We start from the raw sequence: 11,631 nt of genomic DNA, 5'->3' as shown, positions 1-11,631 counted from the left end.
TATATCTTTCTCTCGTGAAGGTCATTTTTGATGTGGAAAACTACGAAAAACTTTATATTATTAAAAGAAATATCACAAAATGAGGATATTAGTATGCGCCCACATCTCTTGGCCATATCACTTACGATAGGCATATTATTAAGCGGATGCGGAAACGATCGCCTGGATCAGGCAGAAAGAAACATTGCCTTATTAAACTTAAGAATAAATAAAGTATCTTCTGAATATTATGAAAATGACAAGGCTATACAGGCCGATATAATGAGAAATAATGCAGCCATTCAAGCTGAAAACGCATCCACTAGAATAGAAATAAACAAAAAACTCAGAGAAATTGAGCAAATACTTAACAATCACAATGAAAAAATCAAAAAAATATGTTTGACGCATGGAAATGGAAATATCGCCACAATTCATGTATGCCCGGAGTATGTCTACTAAGACGAACTAGCAACATAAGGAGGCCTGAATGAATCGACGAGATTTTCTAGCCGGCGCTACTGCTGTTAGCTTGGCGGGCGCTCAGACGAACTCAGCATCTGCCTTCTGGCCCATGTTGCTCGTAAGGGTAATTTTCTCAAATGCACTTCGCTTCGGAGGAAGAAGCGTCGCTACGCGCCTAACAGGTACCGCGCTTTCCACCGGAGTTCGTTCATCTGTTCGGACAAGTTTCGGGCGAGGGGTTTTCGGAGGCGCCGCCGCTGTTGCTGCGGATACCGCCGTCGCACATGCCAGCAACCTGCAATCCCGGAACCCTGGATTATACGGCAGATTGCGGGACAGGATGACAGACTATGCGATAGGAGAGCTGATTGATGCTGGCGTGGGCATTCTGATTAACGAGGGCAAGCCCGAGCCCCTGGCATGCACCATTAAAAACCTTGAGTATAAGAATGTTATAATTTCACAATTTGTTCCCAAGTTCACGATTGTCGACCACGAAAACAATCAACAGACATCTCTGGAAGAGCTGATTTCCTACAATCTGACAATATTGGAGCAAGACATATCGGTAGCCAACCTGTTTGTAAGTCGTCTGCCATTCCAAGGCCTGATGTCAATTCAGCTTGACAATCTTGGGACGGCCGAACCTGAGAGTATCTACGTAGTTTAGTTTTCACTTATTTTGGCAGATGCTTGAAATAGCGCTGAAGTCAGATTCGATTGAATAAGGAGTTAGCCGGAGAAGGCAAAGTATCGTATGCTGCCATGCAACATATGATACTTTTAGAGCCATATAATGTCTCAGCGCGCCAGCGGCCTTCTCCTGCATCCGACCTCGCTGCCCGGCGGGCATGGCATCGGTGATATGGGGCCTGCCGCCCGCGCCTTTCTGGCCGACATGCAGGCCGCCGGACAGAGCATCTGGCAGATCCTGCCCCTGGCCCCGACCAGCCTGGGCAACAGCCCCTATTCGGCCCTGTCCAGCTTTGCCGGCAACCCGCTGCTGATCAGCTTCGATGATCTGGTGGCCGACGGCTTCGCGGATGCCTCCATCCTGGCGGGACTGCCCGGAAACGAGGCGGAACGGGTGGATTATGACGGGGTGGCGGCGGCCAAGCTAGCGGCGCTGGATATCGTGGCGGGCACCTTCCTGAAACGCGCCAGCGATGACGATGAATGGGGCGATTTCGAGCTGTTCCGGGCACGCAATGACGCCGAATGGCTGGATGATTACGCGCTTTATACCGTGCTGAAGGCCCGCCACGGCGGGGCCGCCTGGATGGACTGGAACGCGCTCTATGCCAGCCGTGACCCGATCGGCATCGGGGAGGCGCGGCACACGCTGTCGTCTGAGATCAAGAAGATCAAGGTGCAGCAGTTCCTGTTCTTCCGGCAATGGATGGCCCTGAAAAAGGACGCCAATGCGCGTGGCATCCGCATCATGGGCGATATCCCCATCTTTGTGGCAGGCGACAGCGCCGATGTCTGGTCACGCCGCGACCTGTTCGAACTGGACGGGTCGGGCCGCCCCACCATCGTGGCCGGCGTGCCGCCCGATTATTTCAGCGCCACCGGGCAGCGCTGGGGCAACCCGCTCTACCGCTGGGACACGCACCGGGCAGAGGGCTTCTCCTGGTGGCACCGGCGCATCGCCAAGACGCTGGAAACCGTCGACATGGTCCGCATCGACCATTTCCGGGGGTTCGAGGCCTATTGGGAAATCCCGGCGCATGAAGAAACCGCCATCAATGGCCGCTGGGTCCCTGCCCCCGGTTATGAGCTGTTCCAGTCGCTGAAGGATCGGTTCGGGGAATTGCCCATCATCGCCGAGGATCTGGGCGTCATCACGCCGGAGGTGGAGCGGCTGCGCGACCATTTCGGTTTCCCCGGCATGCGCGTCCTGCCATTTGAATGGGGCGACCATTTCGAACCCTGGAACTACGACCCCAACCGCTATGCCGCGCATTCCGTATTCTACACGGGCACCCATGATAATGACACGATCCTGGGCTGGGTCGCCTCTCGCGGCGGGCTGGATGGGGAGTTGGGGCAGCGCATCCGCTCCTACCTGAATACCGACGGGCGGGAACTGCACTGGGACTTCATCCGCTTCGCGCTGGGCGTGAATTCCGAACTGGTCATCACGCCGGTTCAGGACGTGCTGGGCCTTGGCACCGAAGGCCGTATGAACGTGCCCGGCCTGCCCGATGGCAACTGGGGCTGGCGCCTGAAGGAAGGGCAATGGCGCGAGGATCATACCGATCGCCTGCGCGACCTGACGGCGGCGGCGGGGCGGCTGGGCTGAAGCAGAAGATGGGGGAGAAAGCCTTACACAGGCGCCCTCCCCCATCTGGCAACATCAGAAATCGGCCGGGGCGGCGATGCCGCTCTTGGCCAGATTATCCTTGATGGCCCCCTTCAGACGCTCCAGCCCTTCGGGGCTGAACGCTTCGGCGCGGGCCACCAGCACGTCCTGGGTGTTGGACGCCCGCAGCAGCCACCAGCCATCGGCAGTCTTCACGCGCACGCCATCAATGTCATTGACCTCGGCCCCGCCGGCGGCTTCTTCCGCCTTCACACGGGCCTTGATCTCGTCCACAGCGGCGAACTTGCGCTCCTCATTCACCTGGAAGCGAACCTCCGGGGTGTTCAGCATGTCCGGCAGCTCATCACGCAGGGCCGACAGGGCGGCCAGACGTGACACGATGCCCAGCAGACGCACACCGCAATAGAGCGCGTCGTCAAAGCCATAATACTTGTCGGCAAAGAAAATGTGGCCCGACATCTCGCCGGCCAGCGGGCTGTTGGTTTCGGCCATCTTGGCCTTCAGCAGTGAGTGGCCCGTCTTCCACATCAGCGGCTTGCCGCCCAGCTTGGCGATCTGGTCGAACAGGCTCTGGCTGGCCTTCACATCGGCAATGATGGTGGCGCCGGGATGGTTGGCCAGCACATCCTTGGAATAGATGGCGACAAGCTGGTCGCCCCAGACGATGCGACCCTGTTCATCCACAGCACCGATACGGTCGGCGTCGCCGTCGAACGCGATGCCCAGATCGGCCTTCTCGGCGGCCACCTTGTGGATGATGTCTTCCAGGTTCTCCGGAATGGTCGGGTCGGGATGGTGGTTGGGGAAAGTGCCGTCGATCTTGTCGAACAGCAGCGTGTGCTTGCCCGGCAGCTTCTTGACCAGACGGCGCAGGATTTCGCCGGCCGCCCCATTGCCATTGTCCCAGACGACGTTCAGGTCGCGGGTACCGTCATAATCGGCCACCAGACGGTCGACATAGGCGTCCTGGATGTCGATCGTCTCTTCACTGCCTTCACCAGCCTCGAAATCGCCGGCAGCGGCGATCTTGCCGATTTCCAGGATCTGGCTGCCGAAGAACGGCGCCTTGCCGATCATCATCTTGAAGCCGTTATAATCCGGCGGGTTGTGCGAGCCGGTGATCATCATCCCGGCATCCAGCTTCAGGTGGCGCGCCGTGAAATACAGCATGGGCGTCGGGCCCAGGCCGATACGCACCACATGCAGGCCGACAGACTTCAACCCTTCGACGGCGGCGGCTTCCAGGTCCGGGGAGGACAGGCGGCCATCATAGCCGATGGCAACCTTCTTGCCGCCCCCACGCACCACCATGGTGCCGAAGCCCCGGCCAATGGCGCGGGCATCGTCGGTCGTCAGCGTCTTGCCGATGATGCCGCGGATATCGTATTCGCGCAGGACCGTGGGATGGAAATTGTGCGCCAGGGTCATGTTTCCGTCACCTGAACAGAGGTTGGTTAAAAAGTTTATGGCGGCAGCAAAGCACAAGCCGCGACCGCCCGCCAGCCTGTTCAACAGCCCAAAAGGTGGGATTGTTTCAGGGCGTTGGAGGTAGTGGGCCTAGGGACGTTACAGACCCGCCCACACCCTCAATGAACCTCACCCCGCCCCTTCTTCACCCGACCTGGCCGGCCGACGCAGTGATAAGCGAAGCCGGCCATCTCCGCGTCCTCGGGATTGAAGATGTTGCGCAGGTCGACCAGCACCGGCGCCTTCATGGCTTTGCAGATGCGGGACAGGTTCAGCATGCGGAACTCGTTCCATTCCGTCAGGACCAGGGCGCAATCGGCCCCGTTCAGCGCGCCATATGCATCGTCCGCCCATTCCACACCGGGCAGCATCTTCTCCGCCTCATGCCGACCAGCCGGGTCATAGGCGGCGACGATGGCGCCCGCTTCCTGGAGGGCTGGCACGATATCCAGCGACGGGGCGTCACGCATGTCATCCGTATTGGGCTTGAAGGTCACGCCCAGCACGCCGATGCGCTTGCCCGCGACCGACCCGCCGCAGGCGGCCACTACGCGGTCCGCCATGGCCTTCTTGCGCTTGTCGTTAATGTCCACGACCGTTTCGATGATGCGCAGCGGGCTGCCATAATCCTGCGCCGTCTTCACCAGGGCCAGCGTGTCCTTGGGGAAGCAGGAACCGCCATAGCCGGGGCCGGGATGCAGGAACTTCTTGCCGATGCGGTTATCCAGGCCGATGCCCTTGGCCACATCATGCACATCGGCCCCCACCTTCTCGCACAGGTCGGCCACCTCGTTGATGAAGGTGATCTTGGCGGCCAGGAAGGTGTTGGCAGCATATTTGATCAGTTCCGACGTCTCCAGGCTGGTGAAGACCATCGGCGTCTCGATCAGGAACAGCGGGCGGTACAGCGCCCGCATTACCTGGCGCGCCCGGTCGCTGTCGGTGCCGATCACCACGCGGTCGGGACGCATGAAATCCTCGATGGCCGAGCCTTCGCGCAGAAATTCCGGGTTGGACGCCACGTCGAAATCCGCCTCAGGCCGGGTCTTGCGGATGATGCGCGCCACCTCGCGCCCCGTGCCCACGGGCACCGTGCTCTTGGTCACGATGACGGTATAATCATCGGGGTCGAGCGCCGCCGCAATCTCCGCCGCCGCCGCATAGACGTAGGACAGGTCGGCGTGCCCGTCCCCGCGCCGCGACGGCGTGCCCACCGCGATGAACACCGCATCGGCCCCGGCCACGGCGGTCGGCAGGTCGGTGGTGAAGGACAGACGCCCAGCCTTGGCGTTCTTCTCCACCAGGGCGTCCAGCCCCGGCTCATAGATCGGGATCTCCCCCTTCAGCAGCCGGTCGATCTTGCCCTGATCCTTGTCGACGCAGATCGTCTCCACCCCGAATTCGGAAAAGCAGGCACCAGAGACCAGACCGACATAGCCGGTGCCGATGACGGCGATGCGCATCGGAAATCCCCCTTGGAAAAGAACATCTTCACGCCATAGCACAAACCAGCGTCCAAGGTCTTGCGCCTACGTGACGGTTGCATGACGGAAAAGTTACGCCGCCTTCTTCTTGTTGTAGAAGTCGCGTCGTGCCCAGGCCTGGAACGGATAGGCCAGTTGGCCCAGGAAGCTGTCGGGCACGGCGTCCTTGCAGCCGATATTGACCGGCGGCTTGCGGTCGGATGGCAGGTGGCGGGTGCCGAACACCACGTCCCACAGGATGAAATTCTCCCCATAGTTCACGTTGCCCTCAACGGGATCGCGGTTATGGTGCCAGCGGTGCAGTTCCGGCGTGGAGAAGATCCAGTTCAGCGGACCGCAACGCATGTCGACATTGCAGTGGGTCAGGAAGCCGATATAGGTGGTGATGGCCAGCACCCAGACGATCACATCCTTGGGCGCCCCCGCCAGCCCGGCGATGGTCAGGGCGAAAGCCGTCTTCCAGATAGAGTCCAGAAAATGGAATCGGCCCGTATTGACGATCCACAGCTTGGTGACGCTGTGATGGATGGCATGCCAGTGCCAGATGGCGCGAAACTCGTGGCTGGTCCGGTGTGCCCAGTAGAGGCCGAATTCACCCAGGATCATGGCCAGCAGGACTTGACACCCGAGCGGCCAGTCGCCGGGCCAGAAGCCGGACGCAGCCTCCGGCCCCGCCTGTGCCAGGCCCAGCATGGCGATAGAGGCCGCGATCACCTGACCCAGCCCCTTGTTCAGCACCGTATGCGCGATATCATTCAGCAACTGCCCATCGCTTTTCATCCATGCCTGTTCATAAGGCATGACGCGTTCCAGGATCAGCAGCGTCACCGCCAGCCCGAAATAGGTGATGTTGAAAGCCAGGACGGGGTGCCCCACCTGCCCGCCATACCAGTAACCGGCGATGCAGACCGTCACCAGCAGCGGCCATAACAGATGGGCGATAACGGCGCGCATCGATCTTCCTTTGGGTAGATTACCTAGGATGTATTGCCCCCAAGCCCCCGTTCGCGCAAGGTTCCGCGCGGTCGCAGGCGATAAAGACAGCGGAAACGGACAGCAGCATGAAGATCGGTCTGGCATTGGGCAGCGGGGCGGCGCGCGGCTGGGCGCATGTGGGTGTGCTGCGCGCCCTGTCTGAATTCGGGCTGAAACCCGACGTCATCGCCGGCACCTCCGTGGGCGCCCTGGTCGGCGCGGCCTATCTGACGGATCAGCTGGAGGAACTGAAACAGTTCGCCATGGGATTCGGCATGCTGGACACGATCAAGCTGCTGGACCTCACCTTGTCGCGCGGCGGTCTGGTCAGCGTGGAAAAGGCGTATGAGCGGTTCCGCAACGAACATACCGACATTGCCATCGAGTCGCTGCCCATCCCCTTTGCGGCGGTCGCCACCGACCTGTCGACCGGCAAGGAGGTCTGGCTGCGCGAGGGGCACCTGTTGGATGTCGTCCGCGCCTCTGCTGCCATTCCCGGCATGTTCCCGGCGGTGCCGCACCAGAACATGTGGCTGGCCGATGGTGCCCTAGTGAACCCGGTTCCCGTCTCCCTCTGCCGGGCGTTGGGGGCGGAGGTGGTGATCGCCATCAACCTGAATGGCGACCTGTCACAGATGCCCCGCCTGTCCAAGGCACAGCTGGGCCCTGTCAATGTGTCTCTGCCCGAACACCCGATCGAAGGCACCGCCGACGCCGAAATGGCCCCCCGCCCCATCCCCAAGCCCTTGGCCAAACTGGCGGCCAAACTGAACGAGGTGGGCGAGAATGCGCGCCAGCAGTTCCAGGCCCGATTCGTCAAGCCGCCGCGCCCGCCCGCCCCCGGCATCCTGGAGGTGATGGCCAGCTCGGTGGACATCATGCAGGACCGTATCACCCGCTCCCGTCTGGCCGGGGAGCCGCCCGACGTGCTGATCACACCGCGCATCGGCCATATCGGCATCCTGGAGTTTGAGCGGGCCGAGGAACTGATCCAGCTGGGCTACACCGCCGCCATCGCCATGCGCCCGGCGGTGGAACTGGCCATGGTGCGGTGAGGCATTTCGCAGAAGAGCAAGATCGGTCGAGCGGGCGGGGGCAGGCGGCGGTAGGGTTCCACACATCACCCCCCACCCTGAAGGACCCACATGAATCCGGCGCTTCGACGTCATCAGGCGCGGATGCTGCGGGTGCTGGATCATATCGACCAGCATCTGGATGACGCGCTGGACCTGGACCGGTTGAGCAGCGTCGCCGCCTATTCGAAATTCCATTTCCATCGGCTGTTCACGGCCAGTTTCGGCCTGTCGCTGCATCGTTATGTGCAGTTGGCCCGCCTGAAACGGGCCTCCTACCGGCTGGCCTACCGCGAGGGGGACAGCGTGACCGATATCGCGCTGGATGCGGGGTATGAGGCGCCGGACGCCTTCGCCCGTGCCTTCCGGCAGCGGTTCGGGCAATCCCCTTCCGATTTCCGCAAATCGCCCGACTGGCAGCCCTGGATGGATGCCTTCGACCCGCTCGACCATGCACGGAGCCTTCTGATGCAACAGCGTTTCACGCCCGCCGATGTCAGCATCCGCACTGTGTCCCCCACGACTGTCGCCATCATGGAACATCACGGCGACCCGGCCACCCTGCCCGCCACCATCCAGCGCTTTATCGCCTGGCGCAAATCCGTGGGCCTGCATCCCGGCAACAGCCAGACCTTCAATGTCTGGTTTTCCGAACGCCGGCCCGACAATCCCGCCAATTACCGCATGCATCTATGCGCCGGAACCGACCTGCCCATCGCACCGGACGACCCGGATGTAACGCCGGGGACCATCCCCGGTGGCCGCTGTGCCGTGCTGCGCGTCGTGGGCCATACCCATAATCTGGAACCCGCCGCCCTGTTTCTTTACCGCGACTGGTTGCCCACCAGCGGGGAGGAACCGGGCGACTTCCCGCTTTACTGCCAGCGCCTGCGGTTCTTCCCGGAAGTGCCGGAGCATGAGACGGTGGCGGAACTGTTTCTGCCGCTGCGGCCCCTGTCACCACCGCCGCCTTTGCCCTAAACTGCCGCCATGCCATCCGACATCCCGCCACTCGCCCATATCCGCTTCACCGGCACCGTCATCGAATGGCGGGGTCCGGCGCCTTTCTTCTTCATCGCGGTGCCATCCGATCTGGTGGAGACGGTGCGACGGGCGGCCCGGCTGGCCAGCTATGGCTGGGGTGTTGTGCCGGTGCAGGCATCGGTGAACGACACCGCCTTTACAACATCGCTGTTCCCAAAGGATGGCGGCTATCTTCTGCCCCTGAAGGTGGTGGTCAGAAAGAATGCCGGGATCGCCCTGGGCGACACGGTAACGGTCGACATCCAGGTGGCGGGAAAGGATGGGATGGAGGAGTGGTAGCGGGGGCGGTGAACCGGACAAAGGCAGCGGACAATGCAGCCGATTGCAGACATTATTCCTATTTCATGACATGATGCGCCCATAATGCCGCCCTTCTCCATCCATGCCGCCTGTGCCCCTGCAACAGGGGTGTGTTTTCCGTTTCACGGCGTTGCATGCCCGTGCCGGTCCGGTCATGGCAGCAAGGCTCCATGAAACACCCCCTGATTTTCCGTTCCATGCTGTTGCACGGGCACGGTTCATTCGGGGCCGAACCACCATCCCCTCCGAATGACCGCCCCCAAACAGGGTTGACGTCGGCTTAACCAATCCCGTCCAATGGCCACAGCCCGCAGCCAGGATCGTCGCCATGTTCACCCGTCCCGCCGACCCCACTCCCCATGCCCGCGCCGGGGCCGAGGCATTAAAGCGGGGGGATTTTGCCGGGGCCAAGGCGGGGTTCGGGCAGGCGGTGGCGATGGGGGCCAACGATTTGGGCATCTGGCTGGGCTTGGCCTATGGCTGCCGGGGCGTGGGCGACGCGGCGGGCATGCTGGCGGCCCTGGAAAAGGTCCTGGCGCTGGACCCGCGCAATGTGCGGGCGCTGATCCTGAAGGGGGATCATTTCGGGGGCCAGGGCGACCACAAGGCCGCCACCTCCTTCTATAACAACGCCCTGCGCGCGGCCCCGCCGGCGGCACAGCTGCCGCCCGATCTGGTGGCGGAGCTGCGGCGGGTGCAGGCAGCGACGCAGGATTACGCCCGCCGGTTCGAGGCGCATCTGCTGTCCAGTCTGGAACAGGCCGGGTTCGGGGCGGAAATGGGCGGCGGACGGTTTGGCCGCTCGCTGGATATCCTGTTCGGACGGCGGCAGGTCTATTATCAGCAGCCGCAGGCCTACCTGTTCCCGGAGCTGCCGCAGGTGCAGTTCTATGACCGCGCCGCCTTCCCCTGGCTGGAAAGGCTGGAGGCGCAGACCGACGCCATCCGCCAGGAATTGCGGGCCGTGATGCAGGGGCCGGAAGCCTTCCAGCCCTATCTGGAGGCCAGCGCCAACCGAGCGCAGGTGGACCGGTCGGGCCTGCGCGGCAATCCGGACTGGAGCGCCTTCTACCTGTGGAAGAATGGCGTGCCGCAGGAAGAGAACATTGCCCGCTGCCCCGCGACGGCGGCGGCACTGAACGGTATTCCCCTGACCGGCATCCGGGGCCGGGCGCCGTCGGTGCTGTTCTCCTTGCTGAAGCCGGGCACGCATATCCCGGCCCACACGGGCTTCGTCAATACCCGTCTGATCTGCCACCTGCCCCTGATCGTGCCGGGCCAATGCCGGTTCCGGGTGGGCAATGAGACGCGGGAATGGCGGGAGGGGCAGGCCTGGGTCTTCGACGACACAGTCGAACATGAAGCCTGGAACGACAGCGGCGAAACGCGCGTCGTCCTGCTGTTCGATGTCTGGCGCCCGGAACTGACGCAGGCCGAGCGGGAGATGGTGGCGGCCATGCTGACCGCCATCGATGATTACGGCGCCGGTTCGGGGGAATGGGGGGCTTGAGAAGAGTTCCCGCGGATTGCGCTGGCGCTAATCCACGGCAATGCAGCGCCTACGCCCCCAGCTTGATCCAGGTCAGCTCATGCTTGTTCTGGCAGAGATGGACCAGCTGGCTACCCGGAATGGCGGCAAAGGCGCGGGCCGTTTCATGATCCGTCTCCCCCTGGAATTTCAGGGTGCAGATATAGTTGCGGGCCAGACCCGACTCGAGCCAACCCTGGATCATGCGGTAAAGCCGTGACGGGTAGCAGATGACGTCACAGGCCAGCCAGTCGACGGGGCCGATATCCGCCGGCTTGATGCCAAAGGCACTTTCCCGCCGTTCGCTGACGCCGGGCAGGGCCGCGATCCTGGGGTCCAGGGGGGCCTTGTCCACCGCGATGACATTGGCCCCGCAGCTTTGCATCACCCAGGTCCAGCCACCGGGGCAGGCCCCCAGATCGATACATAGCTCACCCGGCTTGGGCGTGTAGCCGATGCGGGTGAAGGCTTCCCACAGCTTCAGATAGGCGCGGTTGGGCGGAGTGACCTTGTCCTCAATAAGCTCAATCTCACCATTGCGGTAAGGGCTTGAACAATGCGCCGCCGCCAGGATGGTGTTCTCGTTCAGCAGCGTCCAAGACCCCAGCGGCGCCGTCGGCGGGGGCGTGAAGAAGCTGACCGGCTTGGCCGAGACATGGGGCAGGTTGTCCTGGATCAGCTGTGCGCGGCGGTGATGCTGAAACCCGTAAAGCGCCCAGTTGCGCTGGATGGCGCGCAGGGCCTTGGCCCCCTGCTTGATGGACTGGATGGGGATCAGGACGGGATCGTACCAGATATTCTGGGCCCAGGCGGCGGGGCGCGGCGGGCCATCGGCAATGACCAGCCGTCCATGCACCGACCGCACGTCGCCCAATTCCACCAACAGGTGTTCCAGAAATTCCTCATCCGCCAGATAGGCGGTGGCCCCGAGCGGCGTTGCCGTCGGGGCCGTCACATCATCATGGGTCATTGATCAGAACGCGCCGGTCA

Annotated in this window: 11 protein-coding genes; 7 read left to right on the top strand and 4 right to left on the bottom strand. The window is 62.1% G+C overall.

The features are described 5' to 3' along the window. Positions 1-30 precede the first annotated feature (30 nt). From ACT6Q8_RS00790 to malQ, 3 genes are all read left to right on the top strand, one after another. Entirely contained in the window at positions 31-441 is a 411-nt protein-coding gene (locus tag ACT6Q8_RS00790; protein WP_444733780.1) for a hypothetical protein, read from the top strand. Positions 442-469: 28 nt separating this feature from the next. Continuing rightward, on the top strand, positions 470-1,114 hold the full coding sequence (locus tag ACT6Q8_RS00785; protein ID WP_156344368.1) for a hypothetical protein: 645 nt from the start codon (positions 470-472) through the stop codon (positions 1,112-1,114). Between the two features lie 126 nt (positions 1,115-1,240). Continuing rightward, the gene (gene malQ, locus ACT6Q8_RS00780; protein WP_054165771.1) at positions 1,241-2,749 is read left to right on the top strand and encodes a 4-alpha-glucanotransferase; all 1,509 of its coding nucleotides are present in this window, start codon (positions 1,241-1,243) and stop codon (positions 2,747-2,749) included. Positions 2,750-2,803: 54 nt separating this feature from the next. On the opposite strand, the gene pgmG is transcribed toward malQ, so the two are convergent. From pgmG to ACT6Q8_RS00765, 3 genes are all read right to left on the bottom strand, one after another. Continuing rightward, positions 2,804-4,198 carry a phosphoglucomutase/phosphomannomutase PgmG gene (gene pgmG, locus ACT6Q8_RS00775; protein WP_054165770.1) on the bottom strand — a complete coding sequence of 465 codons (1,395 nt, stop codon included), beginning with the start codon at positions 4,196-4,198 and terminating at the stop codon, positions 2,804-2,806. A 158-nt stretch (positions 4,199-4,356) separates the two neighbouring features. Beyond that, positions 4,357-5,700: a UDP-glucose dehydrogenase family protein gene (locus ACT6Q8_RS00770; protein ID WP_444733781.1), complete on the bottom strand. Its 1,344-nt coding sequence runs from the start codon at positions 5,698-5,700 to the stop codon at positions 4,357-4,359. Between the two features lie 93 nt (positions 5,701-5,793). Further along, complete coding sequence (locus ACT6Q8_RS00765) at positions 5,794-6,675, bottom strand: sterol desaturase family protein (RefSeq protein WP_444733782.1); 882 nt, start codon at positions 6,673-6,675, stop codon at positions 5,794-5,796. A 107-nt stretch (positions 6,676-6,782) separates the two neighbouring features. Between ACT6Q8_RS00765 and ACT6Q8_RS00760 the strand changes: the two genes are divergently transcribed. The 4 genes from ACT6Q8_RS00760 to ACT6Q8_RS00745 all read left to right on the top strand — a co-directional run bounded on the left by ACT6Q8_RS00760 (position 6,783) and on the right by ACT6Q8_RS00745 (position 10,623). Next, positions 6,783-7,751: a patatin-like phospholipase family protein gene (locus tag ACT6Q8_RS00760; protein WP_444733783.1), complete on the top strand. Its 969-nt coding sequence runs from the start codon at positions 6,783-6,785 to the stop codon at positions 7,749-7,751. A gap of 90 nt (positions 7,752-7,841) precedes the next feature. Next, positions 7,842-8,750 (top strand): AraC family transcriptional regulator, encoded by a 909-nt coding sequence (locus tag ACT6Q8_RS00755; RefSeq protein WP_444733784.1) that lies wholly within the window; start codon positions 7,842-7,844, stop codon positions 8,748-8,750. Positions 8,751-8,759: 9 nt separating this feature from the next. Then, positions 8,760-9,092, top strand: coding sequence for a DUF1905 domain-containing protein (locus tag ACT6Q8_RS00750; protein ID WP_444733785.1), 333 nt, complete (start codon positions 8,760-8,762; stop codon positions 9,090-9,092). 349 nt (positions 9,093-9,441) lie between these two features. After that, a complete protein-coding gene (locus ACT6Q8_RS00745; RefSeq protein ID WP_444733786.1) occupies positions 9,442-10,623 on the top strand; it encodes an aspartyl/asparaginyl beta-hydroxylase domain-containing protein in 1,182 nt (393 codons plus the stop codon). Between the two features lie 49 nt (positions 10,624-10,672). Here ACT6Q8_RS00745 and ACT6Q8_RS00740 read toward each other — a convergent pair whose 3' ends face one another. After that, a complete protein-coding gene (locus tag ACT6Q8_RS00740) occupies positions 10,673-11,611 on the bottom strand; it encodes an SAM-dependent methyltransferase (protein WP_444733787.1) in 939 nt (312 codons plus the stop codon). Positions 11,612-11,631 lie beyond the last annotated feature (20 nt).

The sequence above is a fragment of the Niveispirillum sp. genome (genome assembly GCF_052437035.1).
Taxonomy (GTDB): domain Bacteria; phylum Pseudomonadota; class Alphaproteobacteria; order Azospirillales; family Azospirillaceae; genus Niveispirillum.
The sequence above is the reverse complement of the archived record's forward strand: the minus strand, read 5'-3'. Positions and strand labels throughout refer to the sequence as shown.